Here is a 24962-nt window from a genome sequence, read left to right on the forward strand (position 1 = left end):
AGGTGAACTTCAAGATAATCTCGTATTAGCTTTTTTTAGTTATTTTTGTTTTTTTAATATGAAAAACATTTAAACCCGTTTATAATAAACAAATAAAGGTGGGATTGTTATGTTAATGACTCAATTAATTAAAAAGAACGAACAAATAAAATTAGATTTATTCACTAGAATCGTAAATAGCCAGATGATTGAAGCTGACGTTTTACAAACACAGGTCTCGTTATCTAAAAACCGGCTATATCATTTTATCCTTCAGCTAAATAGAGATTTAGCCATCTATCAAATGCCAATTACCATTAACTATAAAGAAAATAAGTATTTAATTGAGGAAAACACAAACGATCATCATCCTTCCTTATTAATATATGAATTAATCCAACATTACTTGCATTCTTCTGCTATGTTTCAACTGACTTATCTTTTTTTGCATGAAGAAGAACGCTCAATCACTGATATCGCATATGAATTACTTTTTTCTCAATCACATACTTATTATGTTATACGTCAGATTAATCCTTTTTTGGAACAGTTTAACTTGAAATTAACCGTGGCCAACAAGACTGTTTTTCTTAAAGGACGAGCTGCTGATATCTTTATCTTTCGTTTTTTAGTTTTTAGTTTTTTATTTTTTTACCGCTCACCTTATTCTGCGATAGAAGAGGAACGTAAAAAAAGTATTGCTAATAAAAAAACCGTTCCCTATGCAAAACAAATGACTTATTCTGAACTTCATAGTTTTAATTCGTTTTTCTATGTACTTGAGCACACACCAACTGATTTAGATCGCTTGTTAACGGAAATCCAGTCATCTTCTGTATTTCCACTAACGACTATTTTTGCAAAAAAAGAGAACGACCTAGATCATCCGTTTTTGCTCTTTTTCTTACGGATCTTTATTCCTAGAATTTATACATTTGAGGACATGTTTCATTTTGGTGAAACGCTAGAAGGGATGCTTGATTTTGATCTAGCAGTTCTTTCTAAACAGATGTTAGATGCTGTATTTGAAACCTTTACATTGGAGTCATTACCTCGTCTTCATAAAAATTATTATGCAAGTCTTTATATTTTGACTCTACATTTAAGTTACATTCAATTTTTTGGTCATGATATTAAAAATATCTTTTACTCTCAAGCTCTAACTACTGAAAGTCTTCAGAGTGATGCACTACTTTATGAACAGTTAATTGATTTTTATGATCAATTTCAGCCAACAATTCCTTGGTCGAAAAAAGAAGAAAGTAAGCAAGTACTCATCGACACTCTTTACTTAATCGTTTTAGGAGAGCATCAACAACAAGTCATGATTTATATCGATTTCGGTGGAAACATCGTCGCTGAGCTAGCATTAAAACGAAAATTGATGAAGATTCTCAACCCAGATACCTTTGTTTTTACGACAGACGATACACTCGCTAACGTAATCATTGCTAACTACGTCGCCCCCATCGAAAGAAAAGATACTGCCTTTTTACTGGTAGAAAACTTTAATGAGGCTGGAACGTGGAAAGCAATTTATACACAGCTATTACAGCTTGTAAAAGAATAACCACGCAAAAAAAGAGACCATAATACAACTTACAGAGTTGTATTATGGTCTCTTGGACTTCTGATACACTGTGGAATCAAAAGCAACGACTTCTAATTATTTTGCTTCTACTAATTCTAAAGGAGAATCAATCTTACTTTCTACTTTCTTTCCTTCAAAATGATCATAGGCCGCTTGCAATGCTAACTTACCCATTTCAACAGGTTGTTGCGCTACTGTTGCGGCTAATGTCCCAGCCTTTACAGCTTTTAATCCATCTTCATTACCATCAAATCCTACGACTAAGACATCTTTTTTGCCAGCTGATTTCAAAGCTTCAACTGCTCCTAAAGCCATCTCATCATTTTGAGCAAAGACTGCAGTGATATCAGAATTTGATTGCATGATATTTTCCATTACAGTCAACCCTTTAGCACGATCAAAATCAGCAGACTGGCTTTGAACAACATTTAAGTCTTTTTTAGCGATATTTTCAAATCCTTTGCCTCGTTCACGAGTTGCAGAAGCACCTGGTGTCCCTTCTAATTGAACGACTTTTGCCCCTTTACCAACTTTGTCGATAATAAAGTTCGCTGCCATTTCGCCACCTTTAACGTTATCAGAAGCAACCAAGGTTAAAATTTTACCGCCATCAGAACTTCTATCTAAAGTAATTACTGGAATATTCGCTTCGTTTGCTGCTTCTACTGCTGGTTGGATCGCAGATGAGTCAACGGGATTTACTAAAATAACGTCCACTTTTTGTTGAATTAAATCATCAATGTCATTGCTTTGTTTAGAAGCATCATTTTGCGCATCAGAAATGATTGTTTTGGTCTTATTTTCATCTGCCAATTTTGTAATCCCGTCTTTTACAGAAACAAAGAAAGGATTATTCAATGTAGAAATACTTACGCCTACTTTTAAATCTGCTGCTTTTTTCTCTTCTGTTTTTGTATCTGATTTTGTTTCATTGTCTCCTAATGTTGCTGCACCACACCCTGCTAAAAGCAAACCTACTGCCACCATCGAAACTAAAAATTTTTTCATACTGATTCTCTCCTTCGTTTCTATTTATTTTGTTTACGGTCTAACAACACTGCTACAATAATCACAAGTCCTTTAACAATTTGTTGATAAAAACTTGATACCCCTAATAAATTCAATCCATTGTTGATCGTCCCAATAATCAATGCCCCGATTAAGGTGCCAACCAAACGACCTTTTCCACCTGACAAGCTGGTACCGCCTAAAACAACTGCTGCAATGGCGTCCATTTCGTAAGACTGTCCAGCAGTCGGTTGCGCTGAGTTTAAACGTGAGGTAAGAATAATACCTGAAATAGAAGCCATCAATCCTGAAATGGTATAAATAATAATTTGAACTTTATCTGTTTTAACTCCGGCAATTTCTGCCGCTTTGATATTTCCTCCTACAGCATATGTTTTCTTACCAAACGCTGTTTTATGAAGCAACATATATAATAGTACGAAAAATAGCAACATTACGATGATTGGGAATGGAACACCGAATAAATAACCTTTTCCCATAAACTGAAAGATAAAACTTTTTCCGATACCAGTAATTGGATTACCATCTGTATAAACCAGCGTTGCTCCTCGATAGATTGTCATGGTTGCTAGTGTAGCAATAAAAGGCGCCATTTTTCCTTTAGTAATTAAAAGTCCATTGATCATTCCAAGAAAAGCACCTAATACTACTCCAAAAAGCATGGCTAGAATAGGCGAAAGTCCACTGGCAATCAATCCTGCTGTTAAAGCACCCGATAAGGCTAAGGTAGAACCTACAGAAAGATCAATTCCCCCAGTTAAGATGACAAAACTCATTCCAAAAGCGATCAATGCATTAATCGACACTTGTCTCAGTAAGTTCAATAAATTATTAGCTGTAATAAAACTAGGATTTAAAGCTGTCACCACAATCACTAACGCTATTAAGGCAAGTAATGGTCCTAATGAGCCAAGAGCAATTTTTTTCTTTGTTGTCTTTTCCATGATTAGTTTCCTCCTGTAGCTAGGTTCATAATTTTTTCTTGCGTTGCCTCTTCTTTGCTTACTTCTCCTGCAATTTGCCCTTCTCTTACCACAATCACTCGATCACTGACGCTCATAACTTCTGGTAAATCACTGGAGATCATAATAATTGCAACCCCTCGTTCAGCCAGTTCGTTCATCAATAGATAAATTTCTCTTTTCGCACCAACATCGACGCCTCTTGTAGGCTCATCCAAAATTAATACTTGAGGCCCGATGCCGATCCATTTAGCTAAAACAACTTTTTGCTGATTCCCTCCTGATAAACTGCTGGCAGGTACTTCCTTACTTTCAGCCTTCACCGTCAAACGTTTTAATAGCAGTTCAACAAATTCATCCATGGTTTTCTTTTCCAGTAGACCATGTTTGGCAAACTCATCTACAGAGGGCAATACAATATTATCTTCCAAACTAAAATCAAGAATCAGCCCTTCCTCTTTGCGGTCTTCCGTTAAAAAGCCAATCCCTTGTTTGATGGCATCAGAAGGCTTACGAATCGTTAGCTTTTCACCTTTTAAAAGAATCTCACCAGAATCATGTGAATCAATACCAAAAATCGCCCGCATGATCTCCGTACGCCCTGAACCCATCAATCCTGAGAATCCTAGAATCTCTCCTTCTCTCACTGAAAATGAAACATCATTGAACACTTGTTTTGATGTAAGATTTTTCACCTCAAACTTTACAGAGCCGATGGGGGTTGTTTTTTCTGGATAAAAATCACCAATGTCTCTCCCTACCATGTCACGAACAATTTGATTCACATCCACATCAGAAACTTGATAACAGCTAACCGAAACTCCATCTCGCATCACTGTGATTCGATCACATAAAGCAAAAATCTCCTCCATTCGATGTGAAATATAAACAATGGCTACCCCTTTTTCTTTCAAACCTCGAATAATGGTAAACAGATTAGCAATCTCCATTTCTGAAAGAGCAGCCGTTGGTTCATCCATGATCAGCACTTGCCCATTAAGCATCAATGATTTAGCAATTTCAAGCATTTGCTGTTGCCCAACAGAAAGTCGTCCCACCTGTTCATGTAAATCAAGGGAAATGTGCAACTCATCGAAAATAGCTTTGGCCTTTTCAGCCATTTTATTCGTATCAAGTAATCCAAAAGTTGTTTTTATTTCTCGGTTTAGGTACATATTTTCTAATACCGTCATTTCAGAAAACGTATTCATTTCTTGGTGAATAAATGTTAACCCAAATTCTTCTGCTTCTTTGGGATTTTTAAAGTACGTTTCTTTTCCATCAATATAGATTTTTCCAGCATCTTTTTTGTGCAGTCCAGTCAAAATATTCATCAACGTCGATTTCCCCGCACCATTTTCACCCATTAAAGCATGGATTTCTCCTGATTTTAATTCAAAATCAACGCCTTCCAAGACTTTATTTGTGCCAAAGCTTTTATTGATCCCTGTCATTTTCACTTCCATGAGAACACTCCTCTCACTTTCTAAAAAATCACTGCTGATTGTAAAATAATATTTGCGTATGGAGTATCTTCTCCTGTGCGGATAATTGCTTTTACCTCTTGACTCAATGTCTTAAACTCTTCATGTGAGACATAATCAATCGTAGAAAATAAACCGGTCATCTTGCCGTGGAGTTCTGAATTATTTTCCTTAATTTCTTCAGCCAATATTACTTTTTCAATTGCCACTTCTTCCAAGATTGTTTCCAATACAGAATAAAAAGAAGGCGTCCCTTGCTTTAAAGAAATATCAATTTGCTTCACATTATCTGGTACAGGCAGACCACAATCACCAATAATGATACGGTCTGTGTGGCGCAAATCATCTACAACTTTTGCGATTTCTGAGTTTAATAACCCTCTTTTTTTCATAATGTCTCTGCCACCTTTTCATATACTGGGATACCATCTTGCGCTCCTTTGGCTTGAATGGCCAGAGCCGATGCTGCATTTCCTAAAGCCAAGCTTTTTTCTAACGATAATCCGTCTAAAATTCCTTTGGCAAAGTAACCATTGAAGGTATCGCCAGCCCCTGTTGTATCCACGACTTTAGCTACCTTATGTGCTGGAATTAGTACTTCTTTTTCCCCATCGTAAAAAATAGCTCCCTGTTCACCTAGCGTTACAATCAATTTATTTGGATATCTTCTAAGAGATTTCTCCAATGACTCACCTTTGAATAATAAAGCTGTCTCATGTTCATTAGGTGTGATGTATGTGACTTTCTCAATAAATTCTTCATCAATCTCTTTGGCTGGTGCTGGATTGTAAATAGTCTTAATCTGGTGTTCAAAACAAAAGTCAATGATATGCTGAACAGTCTCCATAGGAATTTCATTTTGCAGAACAATTAGATCCATCGTCAGTAATTCTTTTTGATATTGCTTAATGACATCTATCGAAATTAGATTATTTGCACCTGGAATAATTACAATTCGATTGTCTCCATTATTTATCTGAATATGAGCAGATCCGCTTTCACTTTTAGCAACCGCTTGGATCATCTCAGTATTAACCGCATTCGTTTTTAAATTTTCCAACAACTCAATGCCAAAGCTATCCTCTCCAACTGCCCCTAACATGAAAACATCAATACCAGATCTACTTAAAGCAATTGCTTGATTGGCTCCTTTTCCACCAAAAAATGTTTGAAAACTTTCTCCAACAACGGTTTCTCCTTGATTTGGAATGACTTCTGTTGTCACAACGAAATCTGTGGAAATACTGCCTATGACTGCTGCTTTCTTCATTATTTCATCTCCATTCACAATGTGTAACCGGTTACTTATATGCGTACATTACCACTTTTTACCGAAAATGTAAACCTTTTCAACGCAAACTTTCTCCTTTTTGTAGAGAAACGGGTAATATTTTTTGTAGAGAACGAGTATTTTCTCCTGTCAGCATTTGGATCATGACATCTGCTGCCATCTCACCAATTTCATAAACTGGTTGTTTGATGGTTGTTAATTTTGGATAGGTCATATCTGCAAAGGGAATACCATCATAGCCAATGATTTGTAGATTTTCTGGAATACTCATCCCTCGTTGTTGTGCTTTTTGCATGATTTTTAAAGCCAAATAATCATTTGAAGCTATCACTGTATCAACCAATGGATACTGTTCAAAGAATGCATCCGATATTTTATCTACTTCATTTACATTGAAGGTGGATGTTTCATAAATCTCATAGTTTGTTGTCTTAGTGTCCAACACATCCGTTAACCCTTCCAATCGTTTCTTTGCGCTATTAAAAGACAGGCTACCTGTGATGATTAGGATATTTTTAAAGGCGGTTTTTAAAATCTCTTCACCAATCAATTTCCCACCTAAATAGTCATCAGGCAATACTTTATTGATGTCCCCTTCATAGACCCGATCAATTCCTACAACTGAAACATCTGGAAGAGCCTTAATGGGCAGGGCTGTAATAATTCCACTGACATTATTTTGAATAAATGTTGTGATATATTGATTTAATTGTTCTTCTGAATCCGACGTATTGGCCAAAAGCATCATATAGCCGTTTTTTATCAGCGTTTCTTCAATGCCTTTGGCTAATAATGGAAAATAAGGATTGGCGATATCTGGTAATAATACGCCGATGATTTTGGATTTTTTTTGAAACAATGACCGTGCCACTTCATTTGGTACATAATCCAGTGCTTGAATTGCTTCTGCAATCTTTTTTCCTGTTTCCGTTCGTACGTAGCCATTTTTATTGATATATCTAGAAACACTAGCCACAGATACCCCTGCGTGTTTTGCTACATCCTTGATTGTTACCACTCCATTCACTCCTGTCTTACTCCATTTTTTCTTGTATATCCATTTTAGAGGAAAGCGCTATAAAAAGATAGTTCAGACCTAGCAAAAAAGCAATGTCAACACTCCTTCTGGAATACTTGATCATTACTTTTTAGCTAGCTCAAACTTACGCTTCTTTGATACTTTTCAAAATATAATAGCCTTTGTCTTTTGTTACGATTTCAACATTACCAAAGACTTCTTCCATTCTTTTCTCAGCACTTGGTGCGCCTTGTTTCTTTTGGATCACCACAGTCAATGTACCACCGATAGCCAGTAAAGGATGTGCTTCGCTTAAAATTTCATGCACCACTTTTTTCCCCGCACGAATGGGCGGATTGCTGACGATTGCAGCATATTGGTTTTCATGAACATCCGCATAAATATTAGATGGGTGGATATCTACATTTTCGACACGATTTTTCTTAGCATTCTCTTTAGCTAAAGTAACAGCTCGTTGATTCACATCAATCATCTCTACTGTTCTACCAGTGATTGAAGCTAAAGTCAGCCCAATTGGACCATAACCACAACCCACATCAAGTAGTCTACCTTCCGGCAAAGTCTCCCATTCAAAGGCATCAATCAAAACCCTTGAACCAAAATCTACCGTATTCCGTGAAAACACACCACTATCCGTTAAAAACTGAAATTTCTTTCCTCTTAATTCAAATGACCATTGCTCTAAATCATGAGCAAGCTCTGGATTTTCTGTATAATAATGATTCGCCATTTTCTTCTTCCTAACTATTTTCTTTTGTCATCAGTCTACCTTTTATTTCTCGAACAATCAAGGCTGCTAATAAGTCATATCCAGTTTTTGAAAAATGCAATCCATCCCCTTGTAAAAATTCATCTGTTCCAGGATAAACAACCATCACTTTATATAGATCAATCACAGGGAGCTCGTATCTTTCACCGATTACTTTTACTCGTTCCGTATACTCACGAATACGATCATCATCCCGATTGGGTTTTCTAGCGCAATCAACGTAAGGAGGTGTTAGTAAAATAACCTTTTCTTTACCGATTTTATTTATCATTCTTTCAATATTGTCGGCATATTTTTCTAAAGGAACTAGATTATCTACATTAGTATCATTGGCACCAAAAAAGATCGTCACAATATCAGGATGTTCAGCAAGCACTTCTTTTTCTAGACGCTTCATTGCATCTTCTGTTGTATCTCCCGGCATACCTGCATTTACGATTGTAACCTCTTCAAGATTTAATGCAGCTAAATCGTCAACAATCAAGTTTTGTAAAATCGGTGTGATTGCTTCCTCACCATATCCTGCAGTAATACTATCACCAAATAAGACGATTTTCTTCATCGGACATTTTCCTTTCAACTATGGATTTTCTTTATTTATCATACCATTAAATAGCGACTTTTTACGAAGCAAAGAATTCTTTTAAGAATTGTCGAATGATAGGACACAATAGCTCTACTAAATTAAACAAAACACAAATTACAAACTTGTTAAATGATATTTTTAATAATTAGAAATTAGAAAATAACTAATTGTAATAATCAAATTGACACCAAAAACTTTCCGTTATATAATCAAATTCAACTAATTCGCGATTAGTAAAAAAATGACACAGGTGGTTATAAGATGAAAAACTTGATTTTGTTTGGGACTTGCATAGTTTCTGCATGTATACTGGCTTCTACACCAGCATATGCAATAAACGATGCTAAAATTGATACAACTAAAGAAATTAACAATTGGGATGATTTAAACTCAATATTCCCAGATAATGAAAAATGGGAAGAAGAAATGAAAAATGAAGCAAATAACGCTCCAATTGAAATAGATCCTAAGGCATTAGGACGTGCTAGAGCCGGTTCTTGGTCATGGCGTGACGGCGTCATTTGTATAACAGATTCGTATGCCTCTAGCCCCCACTTTAATAACGGACATGCAGGTATCATGGGCGCCAGCCGTTGGTATACTACGGTTGAAGCTAACCCGAATGACGGTGTTCAATTTAAAAGTGGTGACTGGCCGTCTCGTTTTGGCGGACAAATATGGCAAGTCGGTGTAAAAAGTACATCAGTTGCTCAAGACAAAAAAGCTGCATTATGGGCTGAAAAACAAGTCGGTAAAAAATACAATAAAAACTTTTTGGACAGAGGTACTAGAAGTTCATACTACTGCTCTCAACTAGTTTGGGCTGCCTATAAAGATACAGCAAATGTGGATTTAGATACATGGCGCTATGCTACTGCTATACATCCTTTTGAACTGCATCAAACAGATAAAACAATCTTGATTTATAGGAAGAAATGATTATGACTAAAAACATTTTAAGAATAATAGGGATAACATCTCTATTATTCTTAGCTCTGCTTAGCGGCTGTCAAAAAACAAATACTTTAAAAACAAAAGAATACGATTTAGCCGTTATTGACTCAAAAAATATCACCACATTTAAAAAAAAAGATGAACAACTAATAAAAGTTGAACAATTAAAAAGGACAGATGGAAACCTGAATTTTTGGCGCAATAATTTTTGGGAAATGGATAATAATTACTATACAAAAACATCTGAAAGCCCAAAACTTGAAGTATTCTTGGCTAAAATTGATAACGATTTATCAATTGATCTTGTCAAAGCCGAAGGAAATGATGCCTATACTTCAAATGTAGATGGGGAATTTTTTTATACAACAGCTTGTTTTAGTGATAGAACAGAATTTTATAAATATGATAAAAACTTGAAACTTAAGCTGAAAAAAGAAATCATAAAAAAAGAAAGTATTCTAACCAATCAATTAATCCCTTTAGGAGATTACCTCTATGTTTTATGCGGCTATAGTAACACAGATGATGGGACTAGTAAAAATATGTTGCTAAAAATGACGAAGGATTTTGAAGTGTTGGAAGAAATAAACTTAGGTGATGAAACCAGCTCCTATATGAGAATGGTTCAATTTCAAAACAAACTTTACATTACTGAAGGCAATGCTGGTATGCGTGTAGATGGTGAACCTGGTGAATCCAATCGAGTACTTGTATATGATTTAGCAACAAAAAACAAAGAGTACCTTACTTTGACTTATCCTTATCCAATGGAAATATATGTCGATACTCAAAACGAGAATCTAATTATTCGTCATTATGAATTGTACGTAAAAAGCTATACATGGACTGTGTATAATTTAAAAAATCAAACAGAATCCTTTATTCATTTTCCTGAATATGAAAAACTAGAAAAAGAAAAACATATCAATGCACCATTTTTTACTCAAAAAAATGGGTATTATTATTTCATGTTTGACGATCAAATTTCTACATTTGATCCTAAGGTGAATAAATCAACCAAACTTGATTTGTCTTCTTACAATTTTGAAGACACTACTGCTTTGATTATTAATAAATAAGAATATACAACAAAACTCTACTTTAACAACTCAGTAGGGTTTTGTTGTTTTATGAAAGATGCTATAATAAGCACAGAATGAAATGTTGGCTTTGGTGGAGGAACCGATGGACGATAAAATGAATTACTACCCCATTTCTAGAAAGGAATGGCAGGGCTTCTATCATAACGGCAAAGCGCCGCTGACAGAAGAAGAATTAGAAGATATTAAAGGGTTCAATGATCAGATCTCTTTACAAGATGTGCAGGACATTTATGTGCCACTGACCCATCTGATTCATTTATATATGAAAGAATTTGAGTCTTTGACTGTTAGCAAAGGGCTATTTTTGCATGAATATGTACCTGTTCCGCCATTTATCATCGGGATCGCTGGTAGTGTAGCTGTTGGGAAAAGTACCACTGCCCGCTTACTACAACTGATTTTATCCAGAACCTTTAAACGCCGCAATGTCCAACTAATTACGACCGATGGCTTCTTGTATCCAAATAAAGTCTTGGAAGCAAAAGGCATTATGGATCGTAAAGGATTTCCTGAAAGCTATGACATGGAAAAGTTGATCGACTTTTTAAACCAAGTCAAAAATAGCCAAGAAGAAATCAAAGCACCTCTTTATTCTCACAGTGTTTATGATATTGTTGACGGCGAATATGAAGTGATCCAACAACCTGATATTTTGATTGTTGAAGGAATCAACACACTGCAATTACCCGCGAATCAGCAAATTTACATCAGTGACTTTTTTGACTTTTCGGTCTTTGTGGATGCTGAACCGAAGTTGATTGAAAAATGGTACCTTGAACGTTTCGGTGCCTTACTCGATACGGCCTTTCTTGATCCAGATAATTACTATTATCAATACGCGATTGGGAACCGTGAAGATGCCTTTGCAATGGCTAAAAAAGTTTGGAAGACCGTGAATCTGAAAAACTTAGAGGAATATATCTTGCCAACACGAGGCAGAGCGGATATTATACTTCATAAGACTGAAAATCATATTATTGATGAGATTTTCATGCGTAAATATTAAAAGAAATGCTGAACGAACTCGTTCAGTGCTGACAGAAAAATAGGGAAAAATGATTGTGACGCTTTTTGCCACTAGCCTTTTTCATCTTTTTTCCGAAGCACTAGTTCGTGAAGCTAGATCACAAAGTATCACTTAACTTGATTCTAAAGGGGTCAGAACTTTCCTAACGGTAAGTTCTCCATAAACGGTGTAAAAAATGCAGGTTTCTTGCTTTAAAACACAAAGAGCCTAGCGATTTGATGTTGAAAAGTACAAGACGCAACATTTGCGTGTTGTTCCTACTTTGCTCGAACCTAAACGCTTTTTTTACAACCTCTTATTAGATAAATCTAAATGGATAGGGGTAATAAATGTGACCAATGTTGCCGATTTGACAACTGTCGAAAAAATTATTGTTTTAGACTTTGGTAGTCAATATAACCAATTGATTACTCGACGTATTCGTGAATTTGGCGTGTTCTCAGAATTATTGAGCCACCGAATCACAGCGGATGAAATTCGCGAAATGGCACCAAAAGGAATTATTTTCTCTGGTGGCCCAAATAGTGTTTATGATGAAAATGCATTCAGTATCGATCCTGAAATTTATGAATTAGGGATTCCAATTCTAGGGATTTGCTACGGTATGCAACTGATGATGCATAATCTAGGTGGAAAAGTTGAGCCAGCTGGCAACCGTGAATACGGCAAGTCAGAGCTATCGCTTTTGATCCCTGATTCTCCTATTTTTAAAGGAACACCTGAAAAACAAATCGCTTGGATGAGTCACGGTGACCTAGTCGCTGCCATCCCTGATGACTTTGAAACTGTGGCAACTAGTGCAGATTGTCCTTTTGCGGCAGTTCAAAATACAGCCCGCAACCTTTACGGTGTGCAATTCCATCCAGAAGTTCGTCATTCTGAATATGGTAACGACTTATTACGTCACTTTACTTTTGATATTTGTCACTGTGAAGGCGACTGGACAATGGGTAACTTCATCGAAATGGAAATCAACAAGATTCGTGAACAAGTCGGTGATAAAAAAGTTCTTCTTGGACTTTCAGGCGGCGTGGATTCAAGCGTTGTTGGTGTGCTTTTACAAAAAGCGATCGGCGATCAATTAACATGTATCTTTGTGGATCATGGTTTATTGCGTAAAGGTGAAGCAGAGCAAGTTATGGATAGTTTAGGTGGAAAATTTGGCTTGAATATCATTAAAGTAGATGCGAAAAAACGCTTCTTAGATAAATTAGCTGGCGTTTCTGATCCAGAGAAAAAACGTAAAATCATTGGAAATGAATTTGTTTATCTTTTTGACGATGAAGCAACAAAACTTGATGGTATTGATTTCTTAGCACAAGGAACCCTTTATACAGATATCGTAGAAAGCGGAACTGAAACAGCGCAAACAATCAAATCTCACCATAACGTGGGCGGATTGCCAGAAGATATGCAATTTGAATTGATCGAACCGTTGAATACTTTATTTAAAGATGAAGTTCGTGCATTAGGAATTGAATTAGGTATGCCAGAAGCCCTTGTTTGGCGCCAACCGTTCCCTGGTCCTGGTTTAGGGATTCGTGTTCTTGGTGAAATTACTGAAGATAAACTAGAAATCGTGCGTAACTCTGATGCGATTTTACGTGAAGAGATTGCTAATGCTGGTTTAGATCGTGATATTTGGCAGTACTTTACTGTGTTACCTGGCATCCGTAGTGTGGGTGTAATGGGTGATGGCCGTACGTATGATTATACTGTGGGTATTCGTGCAGTGACTTCGATTGATGGAATGACAGCTGATTTTGCTAGAATTCCTTGGGATGTTTTGCAGAAGATTTCTGTGAGGATCGTGAATGAAGTGGATCATGTGAATCGGATTGTTTATGATATTACGAGTAAGCCACCTGCTACTGTTGAGTGGGAGTAATTAAAGAAGCCTTGAACCCTTTGATATCAAAGGGTTCAAGGCTTCTTTTTTATTTTTCGTAACCATTTTGCAATCAACCTTAACAATACCAAGGATAAAAATGAGGAGTTGTGCCTTTTGGTACTTTTATCTCTTTTAAATAATGGTACATTTCAGAGTTTCTATTAGCTATTATAAAGTCAAATAGTTCTTTTTCCGTAGCAAAATTTTCACCTTCATATGTAAACAATGGTGGTATCAAGTATTCATTTGTTTTTAAAAATATTTCTAAATCAATCAACCCATCCTGATAACCTAAAGCATAGTACATTTGTAAATAATTTTTATTCTTTTCATGTTGGTCTACTAAATTGTGATATGAGGCTACTACATTGCTTAAATAGCTGGGAATCAAGTAATCACCTTTTTTCCTATTTGCATAACATCTTTGATATGCATGGATCACTCCATCTTGATACGCTATTGATAGCATTATCTCTGGATAAAAAGTGATTTTTTCATTAAAATCATCAATTTTATTAAGCCAATTTTTATGGAAATCGGAAGCAATTTGGTTTGCGTATCTTGCAAAATCATAGATGTCATTTTCTACAAGGTTCCCTTCTTCTACGAGTATGTTTCGTAAAGAATGAATAAAAAATTGTCCATCCGTTATGATGGGAATAATTCGAGAGTCTGTATTCTTTTCCCACGATCTGTCAACTGTTACTAAATAAAACTGATTAGCAAAATCATCTAGCCTTTCAGAAAGTATATCAATAATTTTATTTAAATCTTCATCACCAAAAGAAAAACCTATAAAAACTACACAATTACTTCCAAGTAAAGTTTTTAAACGATCACCTATCGGCTCATTAGATAATCTCTCATAACATTTATCATAATCATTAGTTGTAGCCACGATTGATCCAATATTATTTATTGACCCGTGAACCTTGAATACTCTTCGATCAAAAGTATTCCATAGTGCTACATCCTTATTATCTACAATAGAAGTAGCCAAGCATTCTTTTTCAAAGTAATCATCCCAATTAGTAGTCACGATAGTTTTGATTTGAGGAATTTCCGAAACCTTTTTATGAAATCTGGTAGCAGAGCTATACAGTTCTGGAAATGACTGAATCCTATCAAAACGTTCATATATTTTTCTTATTAATTGTTTTCTTCCATTAGGAACGATACTGCAAAATTTACTCATCAATTCTGAGAAAGTAATATCTGTATCTAAATTTAAGATATATTCGCTATTTAAGAAAGTCAATATATCCATGTAAAAAGATGTAGGCAAAACTGTTTTTGATTCTGTACTTATTCCTGCTCCACAAAATAGCACTAATTCATTTTTTTTAACTGATTCAATAATTTCATCAGGCATATCAAAGCTGTTATTATTTTGGCACATAAAACATCCGCAATTAACTGCACCTATTACTTTTTTCATAACTATCAGCTCCTTGAGTTTGGAATTTTCTCTTTTAAACAATGTATCATAGAAAGAGAATTATAACTTAAAATTTTCCATTTACTTTATATTCACTGTGGTAATATTGTTTCACTTCAAACACTTGGTTATCTCATCATATCCTTATGCCATATAAGTATGATGCTTAATTACATAACGTAAAGTATGCTTATTCGTCGGCAGTCTATTATAAGATAAAATATACTTTGAACCCCCGTTATTATAACATCATATATTCAATAACATAATACCATTCGATTTGATGACAGTTGACGACCTTTATCTAATAAAACTTTTTTTCCAAACGAAGTACACGTAGTTTTTTTGTTCCAACCTCTTTGATAACTGAAGCCAACTAAAAGTCATTAAAAGAAAAAACTATAGACCTCATCCTCTTTTTTTATTTTGTCCATAACCTGAAACAATCAAATAAATTTATTTGATTGTTTTTTAGTCATATAACACTATTTTTCTGTTTATTATGATAAAATATAATTATATTTTAAAACTGATATTTTACTTATTGATAAAAAGAAAGTTAGTATACTTGAAACATAATACTCTTTCTAAATTATTATATACGGGAGGTAATTACTTGCAAGTCTTACTTCATTATACAACTAATCGGAGAGTTTTTGATTATTTTGATAACAATAGCTATCCAGTCTTTGAAAAGGGCCAACTTATTGAAGTTAAGAAGTTTTATGAGAAATATAGACAATATCAAGAAAATTTATTTTTTATTGTATGTCATAGTTGTCCTGATAAACAAGTTCAATATAGTGTAGGAAAAATTTTAAAAAATTCATTCGTTGACTTTTTTTTCAGCAAAGTAAGTGATGAAATTAGAAGTACTGTGCTTCATGACTTAGGTCTTATAAATACTAATACTTACGAAAAAGATATATATTATAAAGAAAACACTCTCAAAGATAATGAATATTTTACAAATAAAACTATTGGTACACTTTTAAATAAAATAAGGCTTAAATACTTTGGTTGGGAAGAATTACTGAATAGTAAAGATATTCTTTTTGAAAAATTAAACAGTATTCTTTTTGATCAAACTATTGTTTTAGATATTGCCTCTTCTTACAATCCTAACATTAATACTTATGAAAATCGATTATTGAAAAAAAAATACTATAGTGCATTGCAATCAATCGGATTTATTAGTAAGCAAGAATTAGATACCGATTTATCTGTTTTACATGGGGATATCGGGGAATTTCTTATGCATCACTTAGTTAGTAACTATATAAGTGATGACAATTCTTTAACTTATTTATATCCAAAACTAGTTTTAAAGAGTACTCCCAAAATGCCTGCATACGGAAATGACGGTACTATTTACGTGCCATCTAAAAAGGAAATTTTTTATTTAGAAGCGAAATTTTATACAAATTTGACTAAAGCAATAAATAAAGCGGTAGATTCACTTAAAGAGCATAATGAAGTGACACAAGAAAATATTGATCACAAAACAGAACTATTTAGAAATGTTAAAACTAAAAATAAAGATGAAATTATTGAAATTACCGATGATGTCAATGAAAAATTAATACTTTTTTTAATTTGTGATAATATTTACAAAAAAGATGACGTACTTAAATGCCTTGAAAAAAACAATGGATTGATAGAACTGAAAAAAAATTTCGAAGTTATAATATTTGTGTTACCAATTTTAAGTAAGAGGGAATTTCTAGAAAGCTTCAAAAAGCAATCTACGTTGAAAGGAAATCAATATTATGTCTAGTGATGATTTGTTATTTTTAGATAGCTCCATACAAGAAATTAGAAACGAATTACTTTATGACATATACAATGAAAAACCAGTAAATAACGCTTTTTTAAGTTTTGCTGATTTGGACATATATTCTAAAGATTCTAGTTTTTTTAATAGAATGGGAAAGGCTATTCGACTATCTTTGTTAGATGACAGGATAACCCTTACTAATGAACAAGAAGAGTGCTTAAACCTACTTTCAAAAGAAAATTTATTTATAAGTGCACCCACAAGTTTTGGAAAAACCTTTATTGCTCTAGAATACATCGCTAGAAATAAAGATATGATAAATAACGTTGTATTTGTTGTTCCTACCATAGCTTTAATGAATGAGCTCAGAAAAAAATGCTTTTTATATTTTAAAGATACATATATCCTTATAACATCAGATTCAGAGCTAGAGCAATACTATTCATATACTAAAAAAATTATTATTGTTGTTCCTGAAAGAATAAGCGCTCAGCTATTTCAAAAATATTTAAATGAGCGAAATATTGATTTTTTAATTTATGATGAAATTTATAAGCTGAATATAGATAAAAATTCTAATAAAAATAATTCTCGACTTATTAAGATGAATTACATATACAAATACCTAATTGAGAGATCTAAAAAAGTTCTATTATTAGGACCGTTTATAAAAAACGTGAGTTTCTCTAGGTCAAAAATGAAAATACAAAAATTCATAACTAATCTAAATTTAGTCTATAATGATATAGAGTTTGATGAAAATTTTGATAGCTATTATGGAAGCTCAGAGGATAAAAGATTCATTTATTTTGACTCTCCTGACAATATTGTTAAATTTTTAAGAAAAATACCCCTAGAATTGCCTGACGTAGATTTTGACACAAAAATAATTGAATGGATATCAGAAAATATTCATCCTAACTGGTACTACGTTAGTTGTTTGAAAAAAGGAATTGGAATTCATCACGGAAAAACGCCCGTCTTCTTAAGAAAATACATTGAAGCTGAATACGCGCATGGTAACATTCATACAATGCTTTGTACAAGTACTTTGATTGAAGGTGTAAATACTCCTACTAATAGCTTAGTAGTTTATGATAAACCTCGAGGAGTTTTTGAACTTAACAATTTAATCGGAAGAGTTGGTAGATTAAATGTAGAGAATCCACAATCTGGAAAAATTTATATCACAAGCAAAGAAACGTGGGAATTATATGATCCTAATGAATGGATCGAGTTGAATATACTTTACGAAGAAGAAGAGATACTTACTAAAGATAAAGAAGATGAAAGCCTATATTTGGATAAAAAATCTAATACAGAAATAGATAATAATATTTCTGATTTGACTGAAATACTATCAAATAAATATAATATTCAATATTCAGATATAATTGAAGCTGGCATTGAATTTAAAATTCTTCAACGCTTTATTGATAACTATGACAGTATTACATTACAAGCTAAAGAATGGAATGTGATTTATAACATTAAGTATAAGCTGCTGAAAGAAGATAATAACTATCTCCGCCATTTAAAAATAGCCGAGTATTCCTTTGAAAATTCTGAAAGTAATAATAAAGAGTATCTTTCTATTGATCCTGTCTATCTACTTCTAATTTCAAATGATGGTATGAAAAGTGTAATTAAAGAATTCACAACTACCTTTCCTACCTGTACAACTACTGATATTAATCTATTTATAGATACTCTATTTAAGATCGATGAGTATATTAAATTTAAATTGACAAAAATAGTAGCAGTTTATGAATTGTTTGACAATAAAAACTTATTCAACCCAACTGATAATCGTGCCTTTATTCAAAGTATCAATATGATTAAAAATTATTCTAACTCTAGCGATGGCTATGAGCGTATATTAACAGATTTGGGGTTCCCTAAAGAAGATATTTTGAAAGTATGTAATCAGATTATAAGTTTTGAAGAAATTAACGGTACTGAGCACAAATTAAAACAATTACAACAAAAAAAAATATTTGAAGATTTATCACCTTTTGGGAAAAAAATAATTGAAGAGATATAACTTAAAAACAATTTTATCTGCAACCAACCAGACAATAACAAGCTAAACAAAAAAATCGAAAAGAGATTAAACCTTTTAAGATCTCTTCTTCCCACTCATTCAATTTCTATCGTTACAGAGTGGGAAGAATATACAGGCGAATCACTCACAAACCCATTGACTTATAAGGGGACTTACACCAATAGATTATTTCAAAAGAATAAAGTCATACAAATTGGTAGCTAGTCTGACCACATTTGTAGCCATTAAGTCAGTCAGAAATGGCTGGCTTTTTATATAATCAACATTAGCAAAATAATAATTTCTGCTTAAAAAATTTGATATAATTAAATAAATAGTAATTTGGAGGAATGAAGATGGGAATATTTGACTTATTCAAAAAGAAAAAAAGTTCTAAAACGCAAACCACTATCAAAACTAATTTAGATATTTACATTAAATCTATTCCACTTAATATAAGGAAGTTACTTTTCATTTCCGATACACTTAGTTCTGAAAGTGATTTTGAACCCTCAGAAATAATAACCACTCTGCCTGTAATTAAAGGAAAGGCTGAACCGTTAGGTTATTATCCATCCTATTATGAAATGTCACCTGAACAAAGGTATAACTATTTAACATTTTTAACAAATATCCAAGCAAATATAGATATTGGATATGTTTTTGTATATTACTATGGTTTAGAAAGAAAAATTTTCTTAGATGAAGATTTATACGAAGCAGTTGAAATGATAGCAACACTTCGAAAATACCATAACAACCGTTCTTTTATATCGTACTCTAATGACGCTATAATATACGCAGCAATGAAGAAAAAAGATCCTAGTATATTACTTAACATAAATCTGGATACTTTAAGACCTGAATTACTATTCCTAGTTAAAGGCTCTTTCATTGGAGAGTTTAGTGCTCAAGATTTAATGCTATTATCAAAGGGAGTAGGTTTTACCAATAACAGATATATAAAGACATCACCTGAAATATTCCAAACAAATCTGACTGAATTATTACTTAAAAAATTTGGTTTCGAAACTTATAAACTTAATAAATCAATGAAATTAGATACACACGAAAAAATAAGGTTTGCACTATCAAACATTTCTATAAAAAATAGAGAATTTGAATACCCAAATACTCTCCTAAACTCTGATATTCAATCTGATATCTACCTATTACTAAAAGAGAGCCATGAAAAAACGAAAGTAGATGTTGCCAATTTACGAAAATCTAACAAAAAAACATCGCCAGAAAAAATCACTACAGTAAAGCAACAAATAAAAGAAAAGCAATCAATTTTTGTTCCAACTGATAATTTAACTTTGAAAGAAAGAATACTCTTATCCAAAGAACCTTCATCAGATGGATTTGATGAAGAAATTAAAGGTATTAATTATTATAAACAAGAAAACTACAAAGACGCCGAGGAATGGTTATTACGCTCTGTAAAAGGTAATTTCGATGCTCCAGCGCTATATGAAAGACTAGGTATTCTATATCGTAAACAAAAACGCTACAATGATGAAGTGGAAATTTTAAAAATTGGCATAAAGAACGTTGGCTTTAATTCAAAATTAAACGAACGCCTTGCCAAAGCAATAGAACTCAACGAAAAAAGTAAATTAAAATAAGATGTTAGATCAGTTTGTAAAATAGTAAAAGCTAGTTTAATTTTAACCGGCTTTTTTATTTTGTCTAATAAAGCAATAGAGCGTTATCTCTTTGCTAAAACTGAAAATACCCATTTGAACATAAATCCTCTGTATCCTTAGACACCTGCTAAATATAAAGAAAGCAACTCACTCTTTTTTGAGTAGGTCACTTTCTTTATATTTAGTAAAAATAGACGAAATAAAAATTTTCGGTACTATAGCAACATGCTCGATTACATCACTACTAGGTAAGATGACGCCTTATAAAAAATGCTACAAAAGCTGGAAAATTAGTTAAAATATTTTCTTCAATAAATATCTTCAACATTCTTTAATTGAATAATCTCACCGATGTCATCTATATCCAAAGCTTCTGCAATTCTAATTAAATGATTGATTTGTATTCGCTGTCTTTTACCATTAGCTAGTTCGCTCAATCTTGCTACTTCAATATCAGATAACCTAGAAAGTTCGCTTAAAGAAATATTATGCTTATTTATCAAATCGTGAATTTTTATTTCTAATGTTTTCTCTTTCACAAAAATCTCTCCTCCTATTGCTTATATAGGCATGATAATATATAATAAGCACAAAGCCTTTGCTGATATAGGCAAAAACAGAAATATTAACAGCGTTAGGAAATGAGAAAAAAAAATTCTGTTTGAAAAATAAAACTATAAATTAGGAGGTTCAACATGGCTCACCCAGTAAAAATGATCACCTATCAAGACCTACATAAACTAAATAATTCAATCCAACAACTAAAGAACTGGCACAAAACATTCAGTTCACTAAAAAACAACACCCAAACTCATTCTATTCCCGATAACCTCTTTTATGAGCATGAGCGAATACTAAAAACATTAACTCAAGAAACACAAAAACTTAAAACCAAAGAGAAACTCAAAAATATTTTGATTTAAAATCCTAGCAGCAAATAGGATTTTAAAGTTCATCAGTATTAGCCGAACTGATACTGATGAATGATAGCATTAAGAACGTGGGACATAAATCAGAAAAAAATCTGATTATCACCCCACTTTTTTTGATTTTTATATACAAAAAAAATGATGCTAAAAATTTTTTTGTATCCCATATTCAAAATGTTCTTTAAGCATTCTAGGAAAATATACATATATAAGCACACAACAAAAAAACAAGCTCAATTTTGAAATATCATCAGAATCAGGCTTGTTTTATTTTGGAGAAGAACAATTGTTCCTCTCTCTATTCTAGAACACGTTTAAATTTTCAGTCTTATTATTTGAAAAAAGAGTCCGCTATTCTCGGTTGCATTTTTACAAATCTACTTAAACCATTTCCAGTATTGGAATTTATTCCTATCACTTCGTTTGATGCATTCATAACCGGACCTCCACTCATACCTCCTACGATTTGAATGTCAGAAGATTCGTATAACCAGCCATACCATTTTGGTTGTTTAGTAGATAGCATATTCCCAGAGCTTTTTGAAAAGGTAACTTGATTAACAGTTCCATTGTATCCATAGCTCATTCCATATCCACTATTAGGTGCATTTTTTTTAATTTTCAAATTAGCCGGTGCAGTTCCGGCATAGTGTCTTACTTTCAAATGACCAAAATCGGATCTCCAGGCATCCTGTAAAGGAGTTTGAATCCAATCATTATTTGTAATTTGTTGAGTAATACCATATAATGCCGTTGTAGTTATTCCACCTGTTGAGGATTTTTTACAGCCAAGTAGAACACTCCCCGAGCCAGCCCAGCCATACCCATGTTCCTTGTCATAGAATATATGACCTGCAGTTGCAAACCTATCATTAGCAACTTTAAATGCTGTTCCAGAAGCCATCGATACCTTACCGTTACTCAAAAAATAGTAAAGTTGAACTTTTCCGATACTACTATTTGGATTACCTGTTACTGGTGCGGATACACGCATTCTAGTACGAGGATCATTATATTCTCCAATTGTATCTTCAAACTTTATTTCTTTTGTGTCATCATCTATATCAAAAATTTTGACTTCGCCTTCATATTCCGGATATTTTTCTTTGTAAGCATCTTTTATCGTCTGGTCCCATTTATCTCCATCAATGACTATTTCTTGTTCTCCACTTCTAGTCATATTTTTACTCTTAATTACACTTTGACTAAAATCAATCGTTTCACTCTCATGTTGGCTAAGACTCTCATCAATCGATAATGCCTCAGCTTCTCTTCCTATAAATGAGAAACTCAACAAAAATAACAACAACAACTTTTTCATAATTCTCTCCCCTATCTCGTATATACTATACTTTTTTCTCTACTTTCATTTTCGAATTCATAATGAACAGTTACCTTAACTTCTTTTTCCTTAATCTGTGAAAGTCGATTGGTTAAATCTAACTCAGCCTCTTCATCGCTCAAAATATTTGTTGTAAACACCGTAAGACCATGAGTCTCATCACTTAACACCCATTTATTATTTTTCTTTGTTGAAAACTCAGTCTCAGAGTCTAAAATCGTAATAATATCTTTGGTATCATTTTTAATTAACAATTTCATTCCTTGAAACTTCAAATTAATCATTGACTCTTCATTCTTAGTATCCTTATCATTACTACTAATTTTTGAACAACCTACCAATAACAATAAACCTATTAAACAAAATTTTTTCATCCGTTCCCCTTTCTTTTTTGATTAAATTATATCACAATAAATACATTTTAAAATACAAATTCAAATTTATTGCTATCTTAAAGAAAGCAACGCTATATATCCAACCCACTATATCATTCTATTCCCAATAACCTCTTTTATGAGCATGAGAGAATACTAAAAACATTAGCTCAAGAAACCAAAAAACTGAAAAACATTTTGATTTGAAATCCTAGCCGCAAAATGGGATTTTAAAGTTCATCAGTATTAGCCGAACTGATACTGATGAACGATAGATTTAAACAAGCATCGATGGACTAATTCTAATGTTTCATGATATTCCTATAAATTATTCTAGTATAAAACACAACTTAATTTCCGCTCAAAAAAGTCTAGAAAAAATCCCTCTAAACCTCATAACAATTATTTCTCCTACTTTTTATAGTTATTTCTGTGAGAGCTATTGATAACTAATCTATTGAGCAAGTCAAAAAAATGAAATTACACATCGTTTCCAGTCGTAATTAAAGTTCATATAGAAATACCGTTGACAAAGAAAACGCTTTACAATACAATTATTTTTTAAAGGAATGGAACTATTTTAAGTATACAAGGTGGGGGATACACGCCTGCTGCAATGTCCATTATTGATTGGGCAAAAAAATATATGAGTAAAAAAGGACAATGGACTAAAATTTATAGACCTGCCGCTAAATATAAACCCAACACAGCTTATCAGTGGGCTATAAATAATTATAGAGGAAAAAATTATTCATATGGAATAAATACAAATATATGGTCTAAAAATCCAACCTATTGCTCTAAAATAGTTTGGCAAGCTTATTGGTATTCTTCTGCTACCGCTCAAGTAGGAGGTATGAAACAACCATTAGTAGTAAGTCCGTATGATTTACCAACATATTTTAACTCAAGACCTGCTCATGTAGGAACGTGGTCTGCATAGTTTATAAACAATGTAGTTAAAAATAAGAATGAAGAAGGATAGTTAAACTATGAATATATTAAGATTTTTTTTTATTACAGTTTGGGGAGTTCTTGCTTTTTTAATTTCATTTAGCGTATTACGCGTAATAACTAAAGCAAGTTATCATGATTTTTCTGGTAACGGTACAATTATTTATGCTACTACTGGCATAATTTATGTGATTATAACAATCATTTTATCTATACTCTATTCAAAAAAATATTTATACTTTTTAGTTTTGCTATCCATACTTTGCATTGTTTCCCCTTTCCTATTAATTTATTTGCTCAACAATTTCAAAATATAATATAAAACCAATCGTCTGAAATTAACTATAATTTCAGACGATTGGTTTTTGCAAAAGTTAATATAACTTATTCAGTAGTTTTTTTTAATTACAGATATCTGTGATGATAACAGTCTATTAAAAACTCTTCATTCAAAACAATTCAAACACCATCAAATCCTTTTATAATCGGCAAAATTACTTCATTGAATTTCGTTTATTTTTAATATTGCGCAATCATTTTACAACCAATCGACCAACAAGTAATTTTTATATTCAACCTTAAAACATTTTCATGAATTTTTCCGTACATTATTTTTCCTAATAAATCATTGCTTTTCCAATAACGAAGATGATTTATTATAAATCCATTTCTAACTATTTATCACAATTAAAACATTGACTCTTTTTAATTTAGTTGGGATAATTAATTTATAGTAACATTATTTTTACA

At 32.9% G+C, this 24962-nt stretch carries 22 protein-coding genes; 10 read left to right on the forward strand and 12 right to left on the reverse strand.

Features of this window, described 5'->3' with window-relative positions:
* Nucleotides 1-109: 109 nt before the first annotated feature.
* The gene (locus BCR23_RS10875) at nt 110-1549 is read left to right on the forward strand and encodes a helix-turn-helix domain-containing protein (protein ID WP_069635511.1); all 1440 of its coding nucleotides are present in this window, start codon (nt 110-112) and stop codon (nt 1547-1549) included.
* Nucleotides 1550-1645: 96 nt separating this feature from the next.
* Here BCR23_RS10875 and BCR23_RS10880 read toward each other — a convergent pair whose 3' ends face one another.
* From BCR23_RS10880 to BCR23_RS10915, 8 genes are all read right to left on the reverse strand, one after another.
* Nucleotides 1646-2578, reverse strand: coding sequence for a D-ribose ABC transporter substrate-binding protein (locus BCR23_RS10880; protein WP_069635512.1), 933 nt, complete (start codon nt 2576-2578; stop codon nt 1646-1648).
* A 20-nt stretch (nt 2579-2598) separates the two neighbouring features.
* On the reverse strand, nt 2599-3543 hold the full coding sequence (locus tag BCR23_RS10885) for an ABC transporter permease (protein WP_069635513.1): 945 nt from the start codon (nt 3541-3543) through the stop codon (nt 2599-2601).
* A gap of 2 nt (nt 3544-3545) precedes the next feature.
* Complete coding sequence (locus BCR23_RS10890) at nt 3546-5027, reverse strand: sugar ABC transporter ATP-binding protein (protein WP_069635514.1); 1482 nt, start codon at nt 5025-5027, stop codon at nt 3546-3548.
* 20 nt (nt 5028-5047) lie between these two features.
* On the reverse strand, nt 5048-5437 hold the full coding sequence (rbsD, locus tag BCR23_RS10895; RefSeq protein ID WP_069635515.1) for a D-ribose pyranase: 390 nt from the start codon (nt 5435-5437) through the stop codon (nt 5048-5050).
* The gene (rbsK, locus tag BCR23_RS10900) at nt 5434-6315 is read right to left on the reverse strand and encodes a ribokinase (protein ID WP_069635516.1); all 882 of its coding nucleotides are present in this window, start codon (nt 6313-6315) and stop codon (nt 5434-5436) included. Before rbsK ends, rbsD begins: the two co-directional genes overlap by 4 nt.
* 79 nt (nt 6316-6394) lie before the next feature.
* A complete protein-coding gene (locus tag BCR23_RS10905) occupies nt 6395-7354 on the reverse strand; it encodes a LacI family DNA-binding transcriptional regulator (RefSeq protein ID WP_069635517.1) in 960 nt (319 codons plus the stop codon).
* A gap of 145 nt (nt 7355-7499) precedes the next feature.
* Complete coding sequence (locus tag BCR23_RS10910; protein ID WP_069635518.1) at nt 7500-8105, reverse strand: class I SAM-dependent methyltransferase; 606 nt, start codon at nt 8103-8105, stop codon at nt 7500-7502.
* Between the two features lie 10 nt (nt 8106-8115).
* Nucleotides 8116-8706 carry an SGNH/GDSL hydrolase family protein gene (locus BCR23_RS10915; protein ID WP_069635519.1) on the reverse strand — a complete coding sequence of 197 codons (591 nt, stop codon included), beginning with the start codon at nt 8704-8706 and terminating at the stop codon, nt 8116-8118.
* A 285-nt stretch (nt 8707-8991) separates the two neighbouring features.
* Here BCR23_RS10915 and BCR23_RS10920 point away from each other — a divergent pair, with 285 nt between their 5' ends.
* The 4 genes from BCR23_RS10920 (at nt 8992) to guaA (ending at nt 13702) form a co-directional block, all read left to right on the forward strand.
* The gene (locus tag BCR23_RS10920; protein WP_083241948.1) at nt 8992-9669 is read left to right on the forward strand and encodes a YiiX/YebB-like N1pC/P60 family cysteine hydrolase; all 678 of its coding nucleotides are present in this window, start codon (nt 8992-8994) and stop codon (nt 9667-9669) included.
* 2 nt (nt 9670-9671) lie between these two features.
* Entirely contained in the window at nt 9672-10763 is a 1092-nt protein-coding gene (locus tag BCR23_RS10925; protein ID WP_069635520.1) for a hypothetical protein, read from the forward strand.
* A gap of 106 nt (nt 10764-10869) precedes the next feature.
* Nucleotides 10870-11793, forward strand: coding sequence for a type I pantothenate kinase (gene coaA / locus BCR23_RS10930; protein ID WP_069635521.1), 924 nt, complete (start codon nt 10870-10872; stop codon nt 11791-11793).
* 352 nt (nt 11794-12145) lie between these two features.
* A complete protein-coding gene (guaA, locus tag BCR23_RS10935) occupies nt 12146-13702 on the forward strand; it encodes a glutamine-hydrolyzing GMP synthase (protein WP_069635522.1) in 1557 nt (518 codons plus the stop codon).
* 79 nt (nt 13703-13781) lie between these two features.
* On the opposite strand, the gene BCR23_RS10940 is transcribed toward guaA, so the two are convergent.
* Nucleotides 13782-15143: an SIR2 family protein gene (locus BCR23_RS10940; RefSeq protein ID WP_069635523.1), complete on the reverse strand. Its 1362-nt coding sequence runs from the start codon at nt 15141-15143 to the stop codon at nt 13782-13784.
* A 616-nt stretch (nt 15144-15759) separates the two neighbouring features.
* Here BCR23_RS10940 and BCR23_RS10945 point away from each other — a divergent pair.
* From BCR23_RS10945 to BCR23_RS10955, 3 genes are all read left to right on the forward strand, one after another.
* A complete protein-coding gene (locus BCR23_RS10945) occupies nt 15760-16920 on the forward strand; it encodes a Hachiman antiphage defense system protein HamA (protein WP_069635524.1) in 1161 nt (386 codons plus the stop codon).
* Nucleotides 16913-18964 (forward strand): DEAD/DEAH box helicase, encoded by a 2052-nt coding sequence (locus tag BCR23_RS10950; RefSeq protein ID WP_069635525.1) that lies wholly within the window; start codon nt 16913-16915, stop codon nt 18962-18964. Before BCR23_RS10945 ends, BCR23_RS10950 begins: the two co-directional genes overlap by 8 nt.
* 356 nt (nt 18965-19320) lie before the next feature.
* Nucleotides 19321-20592, forward strand: coding sequence for a TerB N-terminal domain-containing protein (locus BCR23_RS10955; protein ID WP_069635526.1), 1272 nt, complete (start codon nt 19321-19323; stop codon nt 20590-20592).
* Between the two features lie 329 nt (nt 20593-20921).
* Here the strand turns inward: BCR23_RS10955 and BCR23_RS10960 are convergent, their stop codons facing one another.
* Entirely contained in the window at nt 20922-21152 is a 231-nt protein-coding gene (locus BCR23_RS10960; protein ID WP_069635527.1) for a helix-turn-helix domain-containing protein, read from the reverse strand.
* 156 nt (nt 21153-21308) lie between these two features.
* On the opposite strand from BCR23_RS10960, the gene BCR23_RS10965 reads away from it, so the two are divergent.
* Nucleotides 21309-21536, forward strand: a complete 228-nt coding sequence (locus tag BCR23_RS10965) for a hypothetical protein (RefSeq protein WP_069635528.1) — start codon at nt 21309-21311, stop codon at nt 21534-21536.
* Nucleotides 21537-21873: 337 nt separating this feature from the next.
* Here the strand turns inward: BCR23_RS10965 and BCR23_RS10970 are convergent, their stop codons facing one another.
* Entirely contained in the window at nt 21874-22863 is a 990-nt protein-coding gene (locus tag BCR23_RS10970; RefSeq protein ID WP_069635529.1) for a trypsin-like serine peptidase, read from the reverse strand.
* A gap of 11 nt (nt 22864-22874) precedes the next feature.
* Entirely contained in the window at nt 22875-23258 is a 384-nt protein-coding gene (locus tag BCR23_RS10975) for a hypothetical protein (protein ID WP_069635530.1), read from the reverse strand.
* Between the two features lie 616 nt (nt 23259-23874).
* Between BCR23_RS10975 and BCR23_RS10980 the strand changes: the two genes are divergently transcribed.
* Nucleotides 23875-24201 (forward strand): C40 family peptidase, encoded by a 327-nt coding sequence (locus tag BCR23_RS10980; RefSeq protein ID WP_141706738.1) that lies wholly within the window; start codon nt 23875-23877, stop codon nt 24199-24201.
* The last annotated feature ends 761 nt before the right edge of the window (nt 24202-24962 follow it).

This window comes from Enterococcus quebecensis, from assembly GCF_001730365.1.
In the GTDB taxonomy this organism is placed as follows: domain Bacteria; phylum Bacillota; class Bacilli; order Lactobacillales; family Enterococcaceae; genus Enterococcus_L; species Enterococcus_L quebecensis.

Coding starts and splice junctions, on each gene's coding strand:
- BCR23_RS10875 (WP_069635511.1), top strand. CDS start 110: ATGTTAATGACTCAATTAATTAAAAAGAACGAACAAATAAAATTAGAT.
- BCR23_RS10880 (WP_069635512.1), bottom strand. CDS start 2,578: ATGAAAAAATTTTTAGTTTCGATGGTGGCAGTAGGTTTGCTTTTAGCA.
- BCR23_RS10885 (WP_069635513.1), bottom strand. CDS start 3,543: ATGGAAAAGACAACAAAGAAAAAAATTGCTCTTGGCTCATTAGGACCA.
- BCR23_RS10890 (WP_069635514.1), bottom strand. CDS start 5,027: ATGGAAGTGAAAATGACAGGGATCAATAAAAGCTTTGGCACAAATAAA.
- rbsD (WP_069635515.1), bottom strand. CDS start 5,437: ATGAAAAAAAGAGGGTTATTAAACTCAGAAATCGCAAAAGTTGTAGAT.
- rbsK (WP_069635516.1), bottom strand. CDS start 6,315: ATGAAGAAAGCAGCAGTCATAGGCAGTATTTCCACAGATTTCGTTGTG.
- BCR23_RS10910 (WP_069635518.1), bottom strand. CDS start 8,105: ATGGCGAATCATTATTATACAGAAAATCCAGAGCTTGCTCATGATTTA.
- BCR23_RS10915 (WP_069635519.1), bottom strand. CDS start 8,706: ATGAAGAAAATCGTCTTATTTGGTGATAGTATTACTGCAGGATATGGT.
- BCR23_RS10920 (WP_083241948.1), top strand. CDS start 8,992: ATGAAAAACTTGATTTTGTTTGGGACTTGCATAGTTTCTGCATGTATA.
- BCR23_RS10925 (WP_069635520.1), top strand. CDS start 9,672: ATGACTAAAAACATTTTAAGAATAATAGGGATAACATCTCTATTATTC.
- coaA (WP_069635521.1), top strand. CDS start 10,870: ATGGACGATAAAATGAATTACTACCCCATTTCTAGAAAGGAATGGCAG.
- BCR23_RS10940 (WP_069635523.1), bottom strand. CDS start 15,143: ATGAAAAAAGTAATAGGTGCAGTTAATTGCGGATGTTTTATGTGCCAA.
- BCR23_RS10950 (WP_069635525.1), top strand. CDS start 16,913: ATGTCTAGTGATGATTTGTTATTTTTAGATAGCTCCATACAAGAAATT.
- BCR23_RS10955 (WP_069635526.1), top strand. CDS start 19,321: ATGGGAATATTTGACTTATTCAAAAAGAAAAAAAGTTCTAAAACGCAA.
- BCR23_RS10965 (WP_069635528.1), top strand. CDS start 21,309: ATGGCTCACCCAGTAAAAATGATCACCTATCAAGACCTACATAAACTA.
- BCR23_RS10970 (WP_069635529.1), bottom strand. CDS start 22,863: ATGAAAAAGTTGTTGTTGTTATTTTTGTTGAGTTTCTCATTTATAGGA.
- BCR23_RS10975 (WP_069635530.1), bottom strand. CDS start 23,258: ATGAAAAAATTTTGTTTAATAGGTTTATTGTTATTGGTAGGTTGTTCA.
- BCR23_RS10980 (WP_141706738.1), top strand. CDS start 23,875: ATGTCCATTATTGATTGGGCAAAAAAATATATGAGTAAAAAAGGACAA.